Source organism: Leptospira sp. GIMC2001, assembly GCF_028462125.1.
Taxonomy (GTDB): Bacteria; Spirochaetota; Leptospiria; order Leptospirales; family Leptospiraceae.
Genome location: NZ_CP115468.1, coordinates 2,605,560 through 2,627,872 on the forward strand (window position 1 = coordinate 2,605,560; position 22,313 = coordinate 2,627,872).

Here is a 22,313-nt window from a genome sequence, read left to right on the forward strand (position 1 = left end):
CCCTGGTTCTCTGCTATTTTTCCTGAATAGTAGACATATGCGCCTCGTTTTAATCTCAAATCGCTTGCCTATCAATATTAAAGAGGAAAATGGTCGAGTCGAAATCCTGCCCAGCGTAGGAGGATTGGTAACTGGAGTATCCGCTTATCTGGATACCGTCCGAGATTCTCTTGATTATGTCTGGCTCGGCTGGCCGGGTAGAGAGTTGTCTCAAGAAACTCTTGAATTTGTAAAAATGGAAGCATTCCAAAAATACAATGCTTTTCCAGTGCAAATCCCCGAATCCCTCAATGAAAAATTCTACTATGGCTTTTGTAATAAAACGATCTGGCCTCTATTCCATTATTTTCCAACCTTTACGGAGTATGATCCAGAATATTGGGATGCTTATGAAAAGGTAAACCAAATATTTTTGGAATCAGTCTCAGAAATCATCCAACCTGGAGATATGATTTGGATCCACGATTATCATTTACTTTTGTTACCAGGTCTCCTCCGAAAGAGGTTCCCCAACGTACAAATTGGTTTTTTCCTACATATCCCTTTTCCAACTTATGAAATCTTCCGTCTGCTCCCCGCTGTTTGGAGAAAAAATCTCTTAGCTGGACTGCTCGGAGCTGACCTAATCGGGTTTCATACCCACGATTACACTCAATACTACCTACATTGCATACTACGGATCTTAGGATTAGAGACTAATTTTGGAGAAATCATCTACGAAAATCGTTTGGTAAAAGTGGATACTTTTCCTATGGGGATTGATTTTGAAAAATTTGCAAGAATTGCCTCCAATCCCAAATCCGATGAGGTTATATTAGAGAACAGAAGAGCATTTGGTTCCACGCGACTCATCCTCTCGGTAGATCGATTGGATTATTCGAAGGGAGTTTATGCGAGACTCGAAGCTTTTGAACGATTCCTAGAAAAATATCCGCATTGGAAAACCAAAGCGAACCTAATTTTGATAGTTGTTCCTTCACGAGAAGAAGTTGACCAGTATCAGGAAATGAAAAAGGCGATCGATGAGATCGTAGGTAGAATCAACGGTAAATTCGCAACTCTCGATTGGACACCTATTCGATATCAGTATAGAATGTTGAACATAGATGAGTTGGTTCCCCTTTATAGAATGAGCGATGCTATCTTAGTTACACCCTTTCGTGATGGAATGAACCTCGTAGCAAAAGAATATATAGCCTCCAAGACCGACAAAAAAGGTGTACTGATACTCAGTGAGACTGCTGGTGCTTCCAAGGAATTGGGAGAAGCAATTATCGTGAATCCAAATAATATTGAAGAAATGGCAGATGCTATACTCGAAGCCCTAGAAATGGAGGAGGAAGAGCAGATCCAGAGAAATACAGTATTGCAACAGAGAACCAAACGTTATGATGTTGTTCGCTGGGCTAGTGATTTTATGAAGACTCTTGATCTGAGAAAAACCTTCCAGAATAAATTGAAAAGCAAACTTATTGACAAAACAATCCGTGAAAAAATATTCAATCAATTTTCCAATAATAAGAAGAAATTGATATTTCTTGATTATGATGGAACTCTAGTTCCCTTTCAAAAAAAACCAGAACTTGCTTTTCCGTCGCAAGAACTTAAGTCCTTACTCGTTAAGTTGTCACGAATGGAAAACACAGAGATCATCATTATAAGTGGTCGCGATCGGGAAACACTGATCGATTGGATGACGGGAGTAGATGTGTCTATAGTTGCGGAACATGGTGCGTGGATTCGTGAACGTGGCAAAGATTGGCGACTATTCAAGCAGGCACCGAATGATTGGAAACCAAGAATCAGTCCTATACTAGAACAAAATTCGGATCGTTTGCCTGGATCATTTGTTGAAGAAAAGAATTTTTCTCTAGTATTCCATTATAGAAATGCTGATCCAGAGTTAGCAGAAGTTCGAGTTAAGGAACTCACTGATGATCTTGTAAATTTTACAGCAAATATGGATGTATCCGTACTTCAAGGCAACAAAGTAATCGAAGTAAAAAACACAGGAATTAGCAAAGGATATGCGGGCTTGGATTTGATAGAAATCTATAAACCTGATGAAATTCTTTCCATTGGAGATGATTGGACCGATGAAGATTTATTTCGTGCACTACCCTCCCATGCCGTATCTATAAAAGTTGGTCTCGGTCCATCAAATGCAACATACAACTTAAAAGATTATGAAGAAGTTCGAGAATTCCTAAATGGAATCTCTAGTTAATTGAGAATTGTTGGTTAATAAATATTAAACTTTACATTGAAAAATGAAAACTTATTGAGGATTAGAAATGAAATCAACCAGACATAGTTATGATATGGGTATTGTTGGAAATTGTGGTTACATTGCGCATATAGACAAGACAGGAAATGTAGTATGGTTGTGTTGGCCTAGATTTGATTCCAGTTTTCTTTTCGGAGGACTTCTCGATTCACAAAAAGGTGGCGAATTCTACGTCAGACCTGCCGGCTCAGATTATAAATCTTATCAAGAATATGTTGAGAATACAAATATTCTTAGAACAGTCTTTGAAGATGACGGTGGAAGCTTTGAGTTGATTGATTTTGCTCCACGATTTCTACAAAATGATCGGCACTACTATCCCAATATGTTGATTCGAAAAATTCGAGTTCTGTCGGGCAATCCAAGAATTGTCGCATCCTGCAAACCAATGGGAGGATATGGGGAGATCGTTCCTGAGACTTACAATGGTTCCAATCATATAAATTTCCAAGGTCTTGAAACCAAAATTCGCCTAACAGCCAATATTTCCCTGAATCATATATTAAAAGGTATCCCGTTTGTTCTTACCGAGACAAAATATTTGGTTCTCACGAGTGGATCTCCCTTCGAAGCACCACTAGAACAGACAGTTGAAGATTTTTATTATAAAACTAGAAAATATTGGCAAAATTGGGTAAAACATTGTTCTATCGGAAACTTTCGTCAAGAAAAAGTTATACGATCAGCTTTAGCACTAAAAATCCACCAATTTCAGGATACAGGTGCAATCATTGCAGCCGGAACTATGAGTCTTCCTGAATCGAATGGGAGTACTCGCAACTGGGACTATCGCTATTGTTGGATGAGAGATTCCTATTATACTTTGAATGCTTTTACATCTATCGGACATTTTGAAGAAATGGAAAGATATTCACATTACATCGAAAATGTTGCCGCTTCAGAAGAAGGAAGATATCAACCGCTGTATGGAATATTGGGTGAGAAAATCATCGAAGAGAAAATTCTAGAACTCCAAGGTTATCTTGATAATAAACCCGTTCGTTTAGGCAACCAAGCCTATACCCACATACAAAATGATGTCTATGGACAAGTTATTCTTTCTATCCTCCCACTTTATATTGATAATCGTTTTCCAGAAAAGGCAAGAATCCACAATCCAAAATTGATTTATCATATTCTCAAAATGATTGATGAAACTATGGAAGAACCAGATGCAGGATTGTGGGAATTTAGAAACTTAGCGCAAAAGCATTGTTATACATTTTTATTCCATTGGGCTGGAGCTAACGCAGGCGTACAAATTGCACGAACACTCAAAGATTCGAAAATGGAAAAAATAGCTCTAGATTTAGTTGAGAAATCAAGAAAGCAAATTGAAGCTTGTTACAATCCAGAGTTGAAGGCTTATACTCAAGCGATCGGAACAAAACATATGGATGCAAGCCTTCTGCAGATGATTACTCTCGGATACATTGATCCTAATTCCGAGTTAGCGCTCAACCATCTAGCAAGGTTAGAACAAGAATTAAAAACGAAAGAAGGACTTTTCTATCGCTATAAACATTCCGATGATTTCGGTGTTCCTGAAGTTGCATTTCTTGTATGCGCTTTCTGGTATGTAGAAGCTCTAGCTTGTGTTGGCAAAATTCCAGAAGCGGTCGAAGCATTTGATCAATTAACTGAATATTCAAATTCTCTTGGATTGTTAAGTGAAGACGTTGATCCCAAAAACGGAAGTCAATGGGGTAACTTTCCCCAAGCCTATAGCCATGTTGGATTGATGAATGCAGCGTCCAGAATTGCCAAGAAATTGGATAAGCCTGACTTTTTGAAATATTAATAAAATATTTAGTTTTGACATAGATTTAATAAAGTTGACAAAAATTTCAGGATGTACACTAATTTGGAATATGAGTACAATCAAAATTTACATTTTATTGCTGATCTTTGTTTTAAACTGTTCACAAGAAAAATCCAATGAATCCGATCGTGAGACACTTCTTCTAGGTGCATTGGTTTATGAGACGGTTCGTACGCCCTACCAAGAGCATACACCTGTGGCGGGTTCGATATCTCTAACACTTCCTGCACCTGTTGGCAATAAAACATTTAATTTTGATCCAGCTTGCTCGGGAGTTCCCAACAATCAAACTTTCAAATTTTATACTAAAAAAGGTAACAGCAATAATTATTTAATAAACTTTATGGGTGGAGGGGCTTGCTGGGACGCTAAAAATTGCCTAGGCACAAGTACTCCAACTTATTTCAATCAGGCGGATCGTTTCTCAAATCTTGCAGCACGCTATGCGTTCAATGGTTTTTTGGATGAGACAAATCCAATCAATCCATTCAAAGATTGGAATATAGTATTCATACCTTATTGCTCAGGAGATTTGCATTGGGGATCGAATGACACATCCTACAACCATCCAACTACTGGAGTCTCAACTCCTTTTAAACATCGCGGATTTCAAAATTTTCTATCCGTCTTAGATTTTATGCGAAAATCTTCAGACTTCAATCCACCGTCCAATGCTAAAATTCTAGTAACTGGGCAATCTGCAGGTGGATACGGAGCTTTATACAATTTTCCCTATATTGCAGAAGCCTTTTCTGGACGGGAAGTTCATCTTATATCCGATGCATCCAATGGAATCGTCCCAAATAATTTTGAACCAATCATTGAAACAGCTTGGAGTGCGAGCTCAAATCTTGCGGATTGGATAACAGGTGTTACTAAAGCCACTTTTGCAAATGGAAATTTAACATTGGGTGATTTCTTTCGTCTTGTCGCAAATTACTATCCTAATTCACGAGTTGGACAATATACAACTCAATACGATGGCAATCAAAGATTTTTTTATAACGTGCAATTGTTGATTCAAGGATCAGCTCCTTATTACAGTTCCCCAATAACATATACAGATTCTTCTTCTCTTTGGGGACCGAGTGATGGAAGACTTGTACCCAATGCCGTTTCATGTGATTGGGTGAATCAAGCGAGAAATGAAATGATACAAAAATCGGCACTTGCATCGAACTATAAATACTATATTGCGGCAGGAGATGTTCACACAGTTTCAACTAGCTTAAAATTCTATACAGAATTTTCGGGAGGTCGCCTAGTATATGATTGGTATCAGGATATTATTTCTGGCGGAATCAATTGGCGAAGTTACGATTGCCAAAATCGATCAGCAGGTTGCTCTCCGCCAACATCAGTTCAAGTAAATGCTTGTACAAATTAATCGATCGGAAAAGCATTTAAAAAATAATACTTGATTGTTGCTAAAAAATTCAAGATAAAGGTATATTATGCAAAGAAAATACATAGCAACAATCCTGATTAACTTTTCGATCGCATTACTTGCGATAAACTGTTCCGGAACAAGACCCAGTGATCTAGGTGTCAATTCAAATGGGATGTTAAAAGAATGTCCGTCTAGCCCCAATTGTGTCTCAAGTTTTTGCGAGCCAACTGATGAGCATTATCTTGCACCCATTTCATATACGACATCCACGGCAGAGGCTAAACAACAGTTATTAAAAGTTATCGAATCTTCTGACAGAACGGAAATCGTTGTCGACTCGGATAATTATATCCATGCTGAATACACATCCAAGTTGATGAGATATGTTGATGATGTGGAATTTTACTTTGACGATAAAACTAAGAAACTTCATTTTCGTTCAGCATCTAGACTTGGAAAATCTGACTTTGGTGTGAATCGCGAACGAATTGAGACGATTCAGTCAAAACTTGGTTGGAAATAATTTCAATCTAAATTCTCTCCGACTGAGATCCGAACTCGAAAATTTACCTGTTAGTCGCGATCATGAATGTTCCTACTTTCATGATCGCTTGTCTAGGTTGCAATTTTTCTTTTCGGAAAAAAGCCTTGAACCAGAAGAAATTGATGTTTTTCTAAACAATGGATTTAGAAGATCAGGAGACTTTCTCTACCGACCACAATGCAATCGATGCAGACTCTGCATTGCCTATCGCCTACCGATTGAACGATTCCTCCCGAATAAATCCCAATTAAAAAATCTTAGAAAGAACTCACATTTAAATTATTATTTCCATAAACCTAAACTCACTCGAGAAAAAGAGACGTTATATCTTCGTTATATGGAGAGTCGACATGAAGAATCCAATATATCCATTGATAGTATGCATTTGCAAATGTTCACTATGGTGGATTCCAGTCTTGAGATAACTGTCTATGACAATGACAAATTGATTGGTTTTGGAATTATTGATGTCGGATTAAAAAATTACTCAGCTGTTTACAATGTTTATGATCCTGATTATACAAAAAACGGAATTGGAACTTTTATGATACTAGCTTGCATTCAATGGGGAAAACATGAAAAGCAGATGGACTACTTCCATCTTGGTTTATTTATACCAAGACATCCAAAAATGGACTATAAGAAAAATTTCAAACCAGCAGAAATCTTGCACCCAATCACTAAGAAATGGTTGAATGCAGACACGATTCTATGAATTCTGAAAAATTGCAAACAGTGATGAAGTAAATCAGAAATCAATAACAGCCAATTTAGCAATGTAAACTAATTTAGCAATTACAGCAAATCCAACCACATCGACTAACTCAGATTAAACTTCCTAATGTCAAAATATTTTTCTAGCCAGAAGTTTTCATATTGTGAATTTCTTGGAGAGATTGAACCGAAAATCCCTTATCGCGCATTTCCATCATTCCATTCACCAATGCCTTAGCTGCTTTAGCTGTTGTGAGACAAGGGACTTTATACTTAATCGCAGCTTGTCGAATCACGTATGCGCTTTCTCTAGTCAACCTATTCAATGGTGTATTGATGATAAGATGTATTTTCTTTTCACGGATGTAGTCTAGAATGTTTGGAAAATACCCGTCATGCAATTTATTGATCTGACTGGATACGATTCCACTTTCAGAAAGAAATTTATGAGTCCCAGATGTTGCTATGATATTAAAGCCAAGCGTACTCAAAGATCTTACATATTCCAGAAGCTCTGGTTTGGTTTTATCATTGATCGAAACAAATACATTACCATGAGCTGGAGGTGTCTCGCCTGCCATGATCTGAGCTTTCACAAAAGCTTCCCCTTTTGTCTTGGCAATTCCCATCACTTCCCCGGTCGACCTCATCTCAGGACCAAGTAGAATATCTACTCCAGGAAATTTATTGAATGGAAGAACGGCTTCCTTAACGCTAATTAGCGGAGGATTGGATTTGCCAATCAGACCGAGTGACTTTAAACTTTCCCCTAACATAACTCGAACTGCAAATTTCACGACCGGTATTCCGATTGCTTTTGATACAAATGGAACGGTTCTCGATGCTCTAGGATTCACTTCGATCACATAAAGCTCTTCATTCTTGATAGCAAATTGGATATTCAATAATCCTTTCACATTCAACTCTAATGCAATCTTGCGAGTTGCATCTTCTATGGTCTTTATCATCGACTCGGAAATATGTTGCGGAGGAAGAACACAAGCGGAGTCACCTGAATGGATTCCTGCTTCTTCGATATGCTCCATGATTCCTGCAATATATACATCGACTGAATCACAGATCGCATCTACATCGACTTCAGTTGCATCTTCTAGAAATGAGTCCACAAGAATGGGTCGATCTTCCGAGACTTCTTCGGCTTCTTCCATATATTTTATAAGTTGATCTTCTTCATTTACGATCATCATTGCGCGTCCACCTAACACATAGGATGGACGAACAAGAACAGGATATCCGATTTTTGCAGCAATCTCTATAGCTTCTTTTTTGGATGCAGCCATTCCGTTAGCTGGAGCAAGTAATTTTAACTTCTCTAAAACTTCATTAAATCTCTTTCTGTCTTCTGCTCGATCGATTGAATCTGGGCTAGTTCCCAATATGGGAACACCACGTTTTTCCAAGTCTCTCGCAAGTTTTAAAGGAGTCTGTCCGCCAAGCTGAACAATTACACCTTTCGGTTTTTCTTTTCTATAAATTTGAATTACATCTTCCAAAGTCAATGGCTCAAAATACAATCTGTCCGATGTATCATAATCTGTGGATACTGTTTCGGGATTGCTATTCACCATGATTGATTCAATTCCAGAATCTTGAATTGCAAATGATGCATGACAGCAGCAATAATCAAATTCGATTCCTTGTCCAATTCGATTAGGACCGCCACCAAGAATCATAACTGATTCTTTGCTTGTTACATCAGATTCATCTTCTTCTTCATAAGCAGAATACATATATGGAGTGAAGGCTTCAAATTCGCCAGCACATGTATCGATTCTTTTATAAACTGGCAGAATGCTATTATCGCTATTGTATTTCTCGACTAAGGCTTCTTCGTCTTTCAGAATACGTTCAATCCTTCCCTTCATTTCAGCAGAACTAAGATTCGATTGAAGTATATTTTTTATTTCTTTTTCTTTGCTGAGGTAAGCCAATTGCCTATTCGAAAATCCCTGGGATTTCATTTCTTTAGAGAAGGAAAGGCCTTTGATTCGGAATTCGTCTTCTGATTTCTTAAGCAAGTAGAATTGATGAAGAAACCAAAGATCAATTTTTGTTAGAGCATAAATTTCTTCTATAGTGTAATTGAGATCTAGCGCAAGCTTTACATAGAAAATTCTATTCGCTGTAGGTCTTCTTAATTTAGCATCTATTGTTTCTCTTAATTTAGAAGGATCAATAGATTGAATTTCGAGCAATTCTTTAAAATATCCATCTGACCCCAGACCAAATCGATCCGTTTCCAATGATCTCAATGCTTTCTGAAAACTTTCACGAAAGTTTCGTCCGATTGCCATCGCTTCACCGACCGCTTTCATTTGAACACCGAGCGTATCATCTGTACCTGGAAATTTTTCAAATGCGAATCTTGGAACTTTTGTTACAACATAATCTATGGATGGCTCAAAACTTGCTGGCGTAACAAGCGTTATATCATTTTTAACTTCATCAAGAGTGTATCCTATCGAAAGTAAGGCTGCAATCTTAGCGATAGGATAACCAGTTGCCTTGGAAGCAAGAGCAGATGATCTAGATACTCGAGGATTCATTTCGATTACGATAACATCGCCGTTCTCTGGATTGACTGCGAATTGAATATTGGATCCACCAGTTTCAACTCCAATCTCTCTTATGATCCTAACAGACATATCACGTAGGTTTTGGTATTCTTTATCGGATAGGGTTTGTTGAGGCGCAACAGTAATCGAATCTCCAGTATGAACACCCATCGGGTCAACATTTTCAATGGAACAGATGATCACAACATTGTCTGCTAAATCTCGCATCACTTCCAACTCAAACTCTTTCCAACCGATCATAGATTCTTCTACAAGGATCTGAGAAATTGGGGATGCATCTAAGCCTTTCTGTGCTTTCTCTTCAAACTCTTCTTCATTATAACAAGTTCCGCCACCTGTTCCACCTAACGTAAACGCAGGTCTAATGATGATAGGAAAACCTATTTCATCTTTAGCCTTTCTTGCCGCTTCCATATCGGAAACCATATGAGAGAGTGATACCCGGCAATCGATCTTCTCCATTGCTCTTTTAAAAAGTTCGCGATCTTCGGCTTTTCGAATGGCTTCTACTTTAGCGCCGATTAGCTCAACATTGTATTTTTCTAATATTCCTTCTTTATGCAAGGCGAGAGCTAAATTGAGTGCAGTCTGTCCTCCGACTGTGGGAAGAATTGCATCTGGTTTTTCTTTCTTGATGATTTTCTCTAATACTGGAACCGTTAGAGGTTCTATATAAGTTGCATCAGCAAATTCTGGATCTGTCATGATAGTCGCAGGATTGGAGTTGACGAGAATGACTCGGATTCCCTTCTCTTTCAAAGCTTTGGTAGCTTGGGTTCCAGAATAGTCGAATTCGCAGGCTTGTCCTATAACAATAGGGCCTGAGCCTATGATCAGAATGGATCGGAGGTCTGGTCTTTGGGGCATAAAACCATCATCCATCCAAGGGACTACGACTCAAGAGAGAAATTATGGGAGTTGTTGTGGAAGTATATATTCTCCCACAATTTTTACCTTACTTGCCTGATTTACAAGCTCTAACAATTCCTTTTTAAGCTTAGGGCCAACATTTCCCAGAGGCCATAAATTATTGGTATTCATTGGATCTTGGATACGATCATAGAGTTCAAAAATTACACCTTCTCTAGTCGGTATATAAATGAGTTTGTATCTGCTATTTTGAATCGATCGATGCTTGGAAAATGCGATAGTTTCACGATAATTGCGATCCGTGATCATAATTTGATAGTCTTCTTCGACAACAACTTTATGCATCATCATAATATTTGGATACGGAATTCTTTGTTTTTGAAAAAACTGATTCCCTCTATCCGAAAACCAAATTCCTGTTTCGGAATAAACGGATCTGTCTTTCTGTAAAACAGAATCTTCCGTCGAAGCAATTAAGGATTTACCGGGTTTTGCAGAAGTCATTGGAATATTCAAATATTCCAATATAGTTGGGTATAAATCTATAGAAGAAGTAATCCCTTTGTAATCTTTCGAATCGACATGAGCTTCTAAATTATTCTTATTATAGCTTTTTGGATATTTGATCAATAGAGGAACTTTTGTAACTACTTCGCCACGCAAATGCTCTCCATGACCTTGACCATGAATATCTTCATAGAGTGCCTCTCCATGGTCTGCAGTAAGGATTATGATCGACTCATCATACAATCCGTTCTCTTGAAGAAAATGAATCATTGAACCAAACTCATCATCATAGGCATGTATTGCTGAATCAAAAACCCCGCGTATCTGTTGAATTTCAATTTGATCTGGTTTGGAATCGGCTGAAGGATCTACGAATTTAAAATACTTGTATTTGCCATAGTATTCAGAATTGGTAAATTTTTTATAAAAAGGATAAGGTGGCGTGTATGGGAAATGCACTACCGAGGAAAAATTTACAAAAAATAAAGGGGATGTGGAATTCTTTCGTATCAGAGATTTAAAATTTCGCAGAAGACGTGAACCGTCGCCTAGATTAGACAAGCCAGCTACTTCGCTAAGGTATTCACCACCGAATAAATATGATCCTGTAAGTATTGGCAAAAGAAAAATCTGAGAATCTAAACCTCGCTGTGTTGTAAGAATCTTTGCATTGAAATCTGGACAAAAAATTTCATCGAAGCCAAAATTTGCTCTTGGGAAAATATCTGCGGCAAAATTACCTAATACAATAGATCGATATCCTTTTTTCTTTAAAATTTGAGGGATTGTTGGAAATCGAGGGGTTCCAATATTACGTTTCTCAGATGGAGCAGGAAACATATCTCGAATTCCATGTGACATGGAGTATTCACCCGTCAATAAATCTGCCCAACTTGGGAAAGTTCTCGGAATTGTTACATGGTGATCGTGATAAACAATTGAGTCACGTGAAAACTTATCTATATTAGGTGTAATCTGTCGATCTCCAGAGATAAAACCAAGTCTGTCATATCGAAGACTATCACTTGATAGAATAAAAATATTTGGAGATTTTGGATCTTGATTAATGAAAAATTGATTGGTCTTGAAATAAAATATTTCCCAAATAATTGGAAAACTAAAAGCAAATATTGGAATTAATAGTAAATATGCGGTAGTCTTGAATTGTAATCTATTCCAATAATTACTTGCAAAGGGAATAAGAATCATCACAGAAATCAAACCAAGTGGGCTATTATAGAAATGGAATCCAATAAAGCTCAATAAAGCAAAAGTCAAAAATGCGAATTGTTTGGATCGATTTTCAAAAGCTGAGAATAAAAAATGACAAAGCAAAACGATTGCAAATAGCCAAGTTAAACCGAGAAGAATATAGGGCGATACCCAATCAGTCAAAAAATGCAAAATCCCAATCAATGAAGGATATCTAATATAAAAAAATTCTCCATACAATTGAGGATAGGTAATTATGGAATGAAATAATAAATTTATCTGCAAGGATATAAACAGAATCCAAGCAAATCGCTTTTTGATCTTCAAGGACTCGGTAAATTCACTAATAAAATAACTCAATATACAAGAAAAAGCTAAAAATATAATCAATATTTTCGAATAGGAAATTAAAATTACGACTATAAAGTCGCCTAATATCAAACTGATGAATTCTGCAACATCCACTCCCATAATATGAAAGGATGTGTTCAATAGAAGAGAAAGAACGAAAACAATTGCACACCAGATTGCACCCATATTATAGGGTTTGTATTTTTTAAAAAATTTCAGAATTGGTTGCATGTTGAATTTAGATTATGACCAAGATAAAATTGAGAGTTTTCTAATCAAGGCAAGTCTATCTGGGATCAAAGCTCACAAATCGCGATTACTACGATTTCTCGTGAGAAAAAGCTGGGAAATATTCCCCTCCCAGCAGGGTCTACATAAGGAGAAACATCTATGAACAAACTTTAGACAGATTTGACATAAATTTTCTTAAAAAATCGAAGTAGATTAATGTTTTTTTTTCAAACTATAATAAATTCTCACGGACCCAACCCAAAAGAAGTTTAAAAAAATAATAAAACCGATCCCGAAATATCCTGCGATCAGTATTTTATTCCGAGAACCAGCCGACCAATAAAGGAAAATCGGGCTATCTACAGTTTTGATTGGTTGAATATTGGATTGTGAATTGGTCCTTGATTCCTTCAATCCACCAAGAAAAATTTTGCGAACATTATGTGGAACTTGATATCCGCCACGAATCCCATTACTCGTATCCGAAAAGCATTCTCGATTCGAATAATCTGTGGATGCACAAATTGCCCAAGCAGCAACAGATTCTCCCTCTACATAGTCGATGTCAACAATGGGAACGAGTACATAATGAACGGGAATCGCTTGTCCAGAACCGCCAGGTCTTTGGGATACAAGCCTTGTATCTGTAAATTCAACTGATCTATCTAATAACAATTTGGGTTTTTCGAATTCAAAAACTTTTGCCAATGGGAAATAAATTGCTTCTCTTACTTGAATTCCCTCTACAACAACTCGATTCGTTAAAACTCCAATAAAATCACCGAGAACAATCATTCCAACTGCTGCACCAGGAATTGACAAAAATCCAGCAAATAGAATTCCGTAACCAAACTTATTGGCAAGATACAGACTCAAAAATAATAACGGAATCACAACTAGAACCAAAAATAAAATTGTAACTTGAAATCCAGAAATCTGTCCCAATGGAATAAATGAAAAACTAACTGTATTTATAAGTAGACATCCCATAAAAATCAATGTCCATAAAGGAGGATCAGGATTACTAGGATTTCTATCGCCCCGACTTCTGTTTCGAGTTTCTACAAAATAAGATACCATATCAGTCTCTCACTCTAAAACTGCTAATCATAGATTGCCAGTTTTTTTCCATTTCTTCTGATTCTGATTCAGGATAAGAAATTGATAAAAAGATACCCTTATTCTTTTTCCAATAGTAATGTTCGCGAATCATTATTTTCTGGCTAACTCCGAACTCATCTACTGTAACAAGACTTGATTCGTAGCCAGGAGCCTTTTCTTTTCTTCTGAATTTCAATTCTCGAGTGGTAGCTGAATTGATTCCTCGCTTAACATCCCACAAGCGAAAAAAATTATCGACGTTAAAAATTCCTTTTTTCTGAAAACACGTACCGATAAAAAAAATAATCTTCTGCGACTTAGCATGCAAAAGTCCTTGATTTGCCAATTCATACTTTTCATCCATGTCATCCTTAATGGATAAAACGTTCTCGTTTTGAGAATCTTTTTGCTTATCATCTCTCTTGAGAATTTTATAAAGCCTCTGATACCGAAAGGAATAGTCTTCATATATTCCTGTTATATCTTCCGGATTTTTAACGTATTCCCAAGACAAATCCAAAGGCACCTCGATTTGGTAAGAAAATGCCTTAGATTCTAAAAATAATTTATTTTCATGAATGCAACCATAAGGATCTGTAAGTATTTCGATTTCTTGATTCTTGTCTGAATTGGCTTGCAATAGTCGATTTTTTAATTTTGAAATATCCTTGTTCGATGAAGTCTTGGATGCCAATCGAGAAGCATTGATTCTTATACAATATTCAATACCGTTCAATAGGTGAATCGCTGGAATCCAGTGACCGTTATCTGCAAGCGCTGTTGCTTCTCTATATCCCAAATAGATATTATTTAGAGTAGGAAATTTCTGTCGGTAAGACTCATCTAACAAATATGTTGCGGATCCGTCATTTTTTAATTTATAATTTCTTCCCCAATCATCCTGTTTGACAACAAAATACGGTTTAGATTTAGAAATAGTCTGAACTCTATTAAAGAATCTTTCTTCTTCGGCTGAGGAAGTAGCGATCCAAGGTCTGCGTAGAAGTGGATCCGATTGGGCTTCCATTGATTTCCAGTCAGTTTGAATTAGAAATGGAAATAAAAGAATTATCCATTTCTGTAAACTTTTCATATAGGAGGATATTTTGTTTTTAGAAAATTTAAAGTTAATGTAAGAATCCGAATCATTTCTTTGCGAAGGGGTTCTTCTTTTACTTTTGATACTAAATTTTTTAGATTCGTAAGTACCAATTCATAATCTGGAGCATTCATAAATGCCTTTTGGATATGAGGCCAAGCCATCTTGACCAACTGCAAAAGTTCTGGGGATCCTTTACGTAACTCACCTGCGGCACGATCCAAGGAAATTTTAACCCAATGATAAGAGACTACTTTTCCTTTTAAATCGTTGATATTCAATCGATCATATTTCGTTTTCGATTCCATCTGTTCAACTATACTATCCCAAGAAACCGCCTCCCCCTTTACTTCTTTGAGATGATTACTCCTTAAGCTAACAACGACTCGCGTAAGATCATCTGAAGATGCAAGCCAGGATTGATATCCCGAGTTATCCTGCTTCGCTTGATAAGAATTCACTTGTTGCAAAATATTAAAGAAATCATTCACACGAAAATTTTCAATCTCTGGCTCGATAGTAGGTTCTGGTTCTGAATAATCTACTTCTTCCTCGGATCCATGCCCCAGAATATCTCCCAGATCATCTAGAACACCTGACTCATGCGGATCATCTAGTTCCTCTTCAGATTCGGGTTCCTCGAAATCAATATCTTCAATATCTTCTAAAACATCGTCCGAATTGACGGCAATATCTTGAGCCGGAGGAGAATGATTTTCTTCAATCTCGGATTCTACAACGATTTTTTCGCCACTAAACTCATCACCAAACAGAGTATGCAATTCCTGAAGAAATGGGTCTTCTTTAAAGACTCTAACCGGTGCTGGTTTGGATTCTGCTTTTGGATCGGCTCCAATCATCGCAGGACTTGCAGCAGCTGCAACCATCAAACCTTGAGGCTCAACAACTTCTCCTGTTGCGATATTCTCCAAGACTACCACATTATTTTGGTTAGTAAAACGATGTCCTGCTGGAAATTGATAGCTAGTCATCTCCAGGATCTCTTCAGTAACTCTTTCAAATTCGCGATTTGGAGAACTCGATAATTTCTTTATTTCGGAAGCTTTAAACTTATCTTGAATAGCAGGCAGTGCTTCTAGAAAATTCTTATTTAAATATGCGGACAATTCGTCCTTGGATACTTCAAGAATCTCGGCAAATTTTGGAATATTTTGAAAGAACTGATCCACATTCTTGACATTTGATGCCATGAATGATTTCAAATTTTTATGGAGCTGATCAGTCTTTGCCGGTTGATAGTTTTTGGATTTGCAGAACCTTTTGAAAATCTCCAAATGAGCATGGAAGTAGGATAAAAATTCTCCATACGGTGTAAAAATATACTCTCCACTGGAGTTTTTCTCTATTGATTTCTTAATTGCGTCGCTCATTATGATTCTTGGAAAAGATGCATTCTAAGGCATTAACGGTCAAATAGTTTTCCTTTTTATTCCTTAAGAATTGACAATAGAACCCGAACGCAGAATTTTGAATCAATGAACCGATTCCTTTCGATCACTCTAGTGCTTTTTCTTTCGCTTTTCATTTTTCAATGTCAGACCAGAGACGATGATGCTCTTGACAAAGCGGTATTTACATACGCACTTCTATGCGAGGGTGGAAGCCTGGCTGCCTGTCAGCAGGCCTGCGCCGATCGATATCCAAATGTCACTGGTGAAAATTTCACAGCGGTCGATAGTTGCCTCTCAAGCTGTTCGAGCAATTGTAATATTCAAAATATCTTCGTCTTAATCGAAGCTCAATAAATTATTGTAATGGTTTATGCTTGCAATAAAGATATAAGCCGTTTCCATTCTTAAGATCTCTTCTCCTAGTCGATATGCAGGTAAATTTATAGCCTGCATCTTACCAATTTCTGAACCAAATCCACCTTCTGGACCTATTATCGCAATCTTGTTTCGAACTTTTGAATGATCGAAGGACACTTCACTCCTAGGATCGAGAATATAGAAATTCTCTTTTCCAATCTTTACAACAAGATCTTCCCAATCTTTATAAAGAGTAACATCTGGCAAAAACATACGCTTAGATTGCGTTGCAGCCTCAGCCAAGATACGTTCTGTTCTCTCTAAGGAAAAATCCAATCGAACCGATCTTTCAAAATTGCAGAAATGGAATTCTGTGACTCCCAATTCTGTTCCTTTCTGTAAAAGCCATTCTAATCTATTGCCTTTTGGAATCGCACCAGCTAATATAGACTTGTTCTTCTGTTCTAATTTATCTGTCAGAATTCCTGCAGGAATTAATTTTTTAGAACCTACATCACATAAATATGTATAACTTCTCCCATTTCCATCGCGTATTTCTATGTATTTATCTGCGTTAAAAAGTCTGAGACTCTTGAGGTGGGTAATTTCAAAACCAGTCAATTCATCAGCAGGCGTGGGGACAAAATTTCTACGGAAAAAAAGGACTGTCTCTAATTTTTGAAGTTTGTCTCTTTTAGCGCCCAAGGTTGTCAACCGAATAGATGGCTGGATCTGTCTTCACTGTTGAATCTAGTTCACTAATTTCTAATATTCCAATATTTCCTGTATTCAAATCCAACATTTCCAATCGTGCTGCTAGTTCTTTTGTTGTAGTCCCAGAACTGGTTTTCACTTTTACTGGTGCGTATTTTATATTCAATGATTTGGATAAAACTCCATCGCGGTCATGGAAATCAATTCTAAATGGACGAAGTTCATCCTTGGACATCAATAGCACTAACTTCTTATATTCATAAGTTATAATTGGCTTCATACTTACTCTCAAGTAAGTCTTGGATGCGATTTCCATCTCACCATTCATGATTGGATCGTAGTTAGCCTGATATAGATAACCAGAAAGATCTACATAAGAGAAACCCGAATTCTGAAAAATCTCATATTTTTCTTCTTCTGCTTTTCGAAACATCTTAGATGAGAGAGAGTTGAATAAATAAATCCTATCCCCCTCATCCAATGAAAGCAATTTTGTCTCAAGACCTCTGCCCTTTCTCTCCATCAAATAAAGAGAATTGCCGTCATTGCGAAACAAACTCACTTTCCAAGTTTCACTCTGTCCGTTTCTACGAATTAGAACCAAATTTGCTTTGGTCAGTCCATTGCCGAGATTGAGTTCCTCATCCAAACGAGCTAATATTTCTTGAGCATTTCGCGAAGCAACCTGTGCTTGCAGAAAACTCGAAGAATCAGTCATAAATAATAGAACTGATATAAAAATTATTCGAATGGACAATAGGAATATTCGCATCTTATTATATACTTATTCTACTCTCATTGTAGGTGCAGTATAAGAATACAATCCATGAACAGAACCTTGTAGCTGTGCTTGTTCTGATCTTTTCTCAAATCTCAATTCCCCAGCATAAAGAGATTTATGCAATGAAGATAGAGAACGAATGCCCATATCCTGGAATGATTGCTTGAGTCCTTGAATCAGATATGGAATAAAATTCAAAACACTTCCGCGATCAACCACGGTTCCCGAAACGCCTTGAGCGACTTTGATTTTCTGGTCTTCCGAAAAATATCTTTTCGCTCCGCCAGTTTTCATTGCTTCCATACTTGCCATTCCGCGGTATTTCTTGAGTCGAATCCCATTCTCGTAGAAATAATCACCAGGAGCTTCTTTTGTTCCAGCAAACATAAATCCCATCATACAAGTTGATGCACCGATTGCTAGAGCATTTGCCATATCACCAATGTTAGATATTCCACCATCAGCAATGACTGGAACCCCAAATTGACTCGCGTAAGCCGCTGTCTGATAGATAGCTGTTGCTTGAGCACGACCAACAGCCATTGTATCTTGAGTAATGCAAATCGAACCAGGTCCCATTCCAATCCGCAGTCCATCTGCACCAGCATCTATAAGATTTTTGGCTTGGCTTTTGGTAACTACGTTTCCTGCAATTACATCTAAATCTGGAAACTTCGATTTTATATGTTTTATCATATCGATCTGATAACTTGAGTTACCTTGGGCAGAATCAATAATGATAACATCAACTCCCACTTTTACCAGTTCATCGACACGCTCTCTCGATTCGGGAAGAGTTGATACTGCAGCTCCCACTCTCAATCGCTTGTTTGCATCTTTAGAAGCAAATGGATAGTCTCTATTTTTTTTGATATCACTTCTAGACACAAGGGATACCAATTTTCCTTGCTTATTGATGATTGGTAATTTACCTTTTTTACTTTTCTTAAGGATGTCATTTGCCTCAAGCAGACTAATTCCTTCATATGCTGTGATGAGTTCTGTCGTCATAACAGAACCAAGATTGAGATTTCTATCTCTTTCGAAGTCAACATCACGATTCGTAACCATTCCAATCAACTTTGAGTTAGGTGTTCCATCTTCTGTAATAGGAATTCCACTAAAGCCGTGGGATTCTTTTATTAGATCTAGATCCGCAATCTTATTATTGGGGCCTAGAACAATTGGATCTGTTATAAATCCGTTTTCATAACGTTTAACTTTTCGAACTTCTTCTACTTGGCTATCAATCGTATTATTGTAGTGAATGATTCCGATGCAACCCATAAGAGCCTGAGCGATCGCCATGTTTGACTCGGTCACTGTATCCATGGGTGAACTGATCAGCGGTCTCTTGATCGTAATATTTCTACTGAACTTCGTCTCCAGATCTACATCTGCTGGATTGAAATCTATGTATCCTGGAAGAACCAGAAAATCTCGATAGGTCAAACCGACATTAAGACGAGAAAAAAGTTCCTCTCCCGAGAGTCCGTCCAGAATTTCGGGTTGTTTTTGGCTAGAATTTGACATAATTTTCCTTATACCTACTAGAGTCTGAATTAAAAATGTGGTGGCAAGAGAATTTCAGAATAAGAAGTTCCGATACTTATAAATGGAATGGCACTCGACACAACTGAAAGACAAAAGCGAAATATGGACGTTTTCTCTGAACCAGAGAAAAAACTACATGTTCTCACGAAATTTCTTGCTGGTAAAGATTTAAAATTCAAAGACTTGCCTGAACGTGGGAAGGTGATTTTAAAAAAAATCAGTCCTGACGGCAACAAAGTTTTAGTTACGGCAGATGCGCATTCCAATCTAGAAATCAATGAAAAGGTCACTCTATTCAAAATTTTAGCTCGCTACATACAATTAGACTGCAAAGTAATCCAATCCAAAGGCGATAACAATTTTGTATTGGCAATAGAGCGAATTGGAATCGCAAATCGAGACAGGGAAGCTCCTCGTGTTCCTGTTCCACCCGGCCATGTCTGGATTACAAATATATTGACAAGCAAGGCATCGATCGATGCAAATATGTTCATCATCCCAACATCCGTGAAAGTGAATTTTTCGGATTACGAGATTAAATTAAAGAACAGTTGTGATTTTATAAAAATCTCAACTTTCAAATCCGATGATCCAGAAAAACTGAGAATTGTAAAAAAAACTCAGAAAATTTTTCTGATTGAGGAAACCCAAGACCCGACATCCTATACAACAACTCCGAGCCCAGATTTTTTGAATTATGAGGAAGAAATTGACACCGATTTCAAATCAGAGATTCGCAAATTCAAAGATGGTAAAATTAAATCCGAACTCATCGTACCTGTGATCTATGTTGATCTAGATGAACACGCAATTCCGATTGGATATGTTCACATGCAATCCAAGACTGAGAATTTTGATCTAGGTAAAGCTATGGAAATTAAGACACTCACTTTTGAAATGGTAGATCGAATTCGAAACTCAAATACCGTTACGATTACTGAGCGATTTCCTGTATTAGATGTATCGGCAGGAGGATTGAAAATAAAAATCAATCACCCCGATCTCAATCAAACGCTTCCCAGATTGTCTGGATTCAATTTTGATATATTTTTCAAAATGCAATCTCCTATGACTGTTTATGGAACAATTCGTTCTATCACAAAAGATGAAGATGGATCACTTATCATGGGTATCCATTTGTCAGGACATTCTTCTAGACCTGGTGAGAAGAAAAGATTTCTAGAAAACTTGGAACTGCTCAAACGCCAAATTGGATCGCCTACTTAATTCTTCTAGTTCTTGATTATGTTTTATCACATAAATCACTAAACTAATTGAGTCGGTTGGGAAAATTTTACATTTCAAATACTACATCAACAAATAAAATAAAATTATTATTTAGATTTTTAGAAAAAGTTTTTAACATAACATTTTCGGATATATCATGGTATAGAGAACTGACCATCCAAGATTTTTTGGATACGACTGATTTATAGCTATGCTCATAGAAAAACGGACGCCAGGACCAATTCCTACCGATATAGGAATGATCCTCTTCGATTCTACCTTCGACGGATCTATAATAATTGGGAGAAATTTGAAATCCCTTTTCGTCGGTTATATACAATCTAAATACACAACTTTCAATCGAATTCATAACTGAGGAATCGATCCGATCTGAATTATTATAATTGGCGAAATACTTCAATACATCTGATAATTGATTTTGAATTTTATCTTCCCAACTCAATGTTTCAAAAACTTCCCTAGTCTTTTTCTCATGAAAATTATCGAGTGCTAACCTTAATTGTTCAGAAAAATATTTTGGTTCCAAAAAATTCTTAATCGGTTTAGCAAAATAAAATCCTTGTAGATACCTAGATCCGTAGTTCAAAGCATTGTTGAGTTCTTCTTCATTTTCAATTCCTTCAAAAAGTAAACTAGAGCCAAGACTCTCACCTAATCTAGACAATGTGAAAAGTATCTCTTTAAAATTACGAGAGAACACGGATCTCCTCAGCATTTGCAAATCGACTTTAATGATGTCGGGATGGAAAAGTCCGATGCGATCTAAATTCGAAGACTCCGAGCCAACATCATCAACTGCAATCCGAAAACCTTCTCTTCGATAAATATCTATAATAGGTCTAATTTGTTCTAAATTTTCATCCAACCTTTCTTCTGTGATTTCTATGATAATTCGATCGGGTCGGATTCCTAATTTTCGAACAACTTGAACGGTAAAAGGAAGCTCCATAGTTTTTGAATTAAGATATTCTTTCATCGACATGGGAGAAATATTCAAAAACAGAGATGAACTTTTTTCTTGATTACGAGCGAATTCAATTAATGCTTTTTCTCGGATCTTTTGGTCTATATCCTTTTTTAGCTGAATGAATTCCTGAGAATCAGTGCGATTTTTGATGGATGCAAGAAAAAAAGGCCCCATGCTTTCTGGTTCACGATTATCATCGTATTCTGGCAAATAACGCCCTAATACCTCATACCCATAAATTTCTCCGGTTTCCGTTGATACAACAGGCTGAAATACAGGATAGACATCACCCAATTTAAGCCAATTTTTCCATTCGACAAGACTTCGCATATGATACATAAATAAATCAGAATCCAACTTTATACATATCTTTTGCAATAAGTATGCTAGAAATAGAATTATTCTGATATTTTGAGCAAAACGATCCATAATTAAGCAAACAGATCCATTGAGCGATTTAATTAATCTAAAAAGTTTACCTTTGAATCAAATGTCTGCGCATATTTTAAGCATTTATATCATATTTTAAACATAGTTGTAACGAAATTTGAGTGG

15 protein-coding genes are annotated in these 22,313 nt (G+C 37.0%); 6 read left to right on the forward strand and 9 right to left on the reverse strand.

Annotated elements, in window-relative coordinates:
• The first annotated feature begins 37 nt into the window (after positions 1-37).
• The 5 genes from O4O04_RS13570 (at position 38) to O4O04_RS13590 (ending at position 6,758) form a co-directional block, all read left to right on the forward strand.
• Complete coding sequence (locus tag O4O04_RS13570; RefSeq protein WP_272532292.1) at positions 38-2,227, forward strand: bifunctional alpha,alpha-trehalose-phosphate synthase (UDP-forming)/trehalose-phosphatase; 2,190 nt, start codon at positions 38-40, stop codon at positions 2,225-2,227.
• A 67-nt stretch (positions 2,228-2,294) separates the two neighbouring features.
• Positions 2,295-4,088, forward strand: a complete 1,794-nt coding sequence (locus tag O4O04_RS13575) for a glycoside hydrolase family 15 protein (RefSeq protein WP_272532294.1) — start codon at positions 2,295-2,297, stop codon at positions 4,086-4,088.
• 70 nt (positions 4,089-4,158) lie between these two features.
• Positions 4,159-5,496 carry a pectin acetylesterase-family hydrolase gene (locus tag O4O04_RS13580; RefSeq protein ID WP_272532296.1) on the forward strand — a complete coding sequence of 446 codons (1,338 nt, stop codon included), beginning with the start codon at positions 4,159-4,161 and terminating at the stop codon, positions 5,494-5,496.
• A 67-nt stretch (positions 5,497-5,563) separates the two neighbouring features.
• Positions 5,564-6,022 carry a DUF1499 domain-containing protein gene (locus O4O04_RS13585; protein ID WP_272532298.1) on the forward strand — a complete coding sequence of 153 codons (459 nt, stop codon included), beginning with the start codon at positions 5,564-5,566 and terminating at the stop codon, positions 6,020-6,022.
• Positions 5,988-6,758 (forward strand): arginyltransferase, encoded by a 771-nt coding sequence (locus tag O4O04_RS13590; protein WP_272532299.1) that lies wholly within the window; start codon positions 5,988-5,990, stop codon positions 6,756-6,758. The genes O4O04_RS13585 and O4O04_RS13590 overlap by 35 nt, the downstream gene beginning before the upstream one ends.
• A gap of 142 nt (positions 6,759-6,900) precedes the next feature.
• Here O4O04_RS13590 and carB read toward each other — a convergent pair whose 3' ends face one another.
• The 8 genes from carB to guaB all read right to left on the reverse strand — a co-directional run bounded on the left by carB (position 6,901) and on the right by guaB (position 19,522).
• Positions 6,901-10,221 carry a carbamoyl-phosphate synthase large subunit gene (gene carB, locus O4O04_RS13595; RefSeq protein WP_272532301.1) on the reverse strand — a complete coding sequence of 1,107 codons (3,321 nt, stop codon included), beginning with the start codon at positions 10,219-10,221 and terminating at the stop codon, positions 6,901-6,903.
• Between the two features lie 42 nt (positions 10,222-10,263).
• The gene (locus tag O4O04_RS13600; protein ID WP_272532302.1) at positions 10,264-12,525 is read right to left on the reverse strand and encodes a sulfatase-like hydrolase/transferase; all 2,262 of its coding nucleotides are present in this window, start codon (positions 12,523-12,525) and stop codon (positions 10,264-10,266) included.
• A 213-nt stretch (positions 12,526-12,738) separates the two neighbouring features.
• The gene (locus O4O04_RS13605; RefSeq protein ID WP_272532303.1) at positions 12,739-13,605 is read right to left on the reverse strand and encodes a hypothetical protein; all 867 of its coding nucleotides are present in this window, start codon (positions 13,603-13,605) and stop codon (positions 12,739-12,741) included.
• 1 nt (position 13,606) lies between these two features.
• Positions 13,607-14,719 carry a hypothetical protein gene (locus O4O04_RS13610; RefSeq protein WP_272532305.1) on the reverse strand — a complete coding sequence of 371 codons (1,113 nt, stop codon included), beginning with the start codon at positions 14,717-14,719 and terminating at the stop codon, positions 13,607-13,609.
• A complete protein-coding gene (locus O4O04_RS13615) occupies positions 14,716-16,116 on the reverse strand; it encodes a hypothetical protein (protein ID WP_272532306.1) in 1,401 nt (466 codons plus the stop codon). Before O4O04_RS13615 ends, O4O04_RS13610 begins: the two co-directional genes overlap by 4 nt.
• 357 nt (positions 16,117-16,473) lie before the next feature.
• Positions 16,474-17,199 carry a 16S rRNA (uracil(1498)-N(3))-methyltransferase gene (locus tag O4O04_RS13620; RefSeq protein WP_272532308.1) on the reverse strand — a complete coding sequence of 242 codons (726 nt, stop codon included), beginning with the start codon at positions 17,197-17,199 and terminating at the stop codon, positions 16,474-16,476.
• Positions 17,189-17,980, reverse strand: a complete 792-nt coding sequence (locus O4O04_RS13625) for an outer membrane lipoprotein-sorting protein (RefSeq protein WP_272532309.1) — start codon at positions 17,978-17,980, stop codon at positions 17,189-17,191. Before O4O04_RS13625 ends, O4O04_RS13620 begins: the two co-directional genes overlap by 11 nt.
• Positions 17,981-17,992: 12 nt before the next feature.
• The gene (gene guaB / locus O4O04_RS13630; protein WP_272532310.1) at positions 17,993-19,522 is read right to left on the reverse strand and encodes an IMP dehydrogenase; all 1,530 of its coding nucleotides are present in this window, start codon (positions 19,520-19,522) and stop codon (positions 17,993-17,995) included.
• A gap of 87 nt (positions 19,523-19,609) precedes the next feature.
• Here guaB and O4O04_RS13635 point away from each other — a divergent pair, with 87 nt between their 5' ends.
• Positions 19,610-20,770, forward strand: a complete 1,161-nt coding sequence (locus O4O04_RS13635) for a DUF1577 domain-containing protein (protein WP_272532311.1) — start codon at positions 19,610-19,612, stop codon at positions 20,768-20,770.
• Between the two features lie 67 nt (positions 20,771-20,837).
• Here O4O04_RS13635 and O4O04_RS13640 read toward each other — a convergent pair whose 3' ends face one another.
• The gene (locus tag O4O04_RS13640) at positions 20,838-22,187 is read right to left on the reverse strand and encodes an EAL domain-containing protein (protein WP_272532312.1); all 1,350 of its coding nucleotides are present in this window, start codon (positions 22,185-22,187) and stop codon (positions 20,838-20,840) included.
• Between the last annotated feature and the right edge of the window lie 126 nt (positions 22,188-22,313).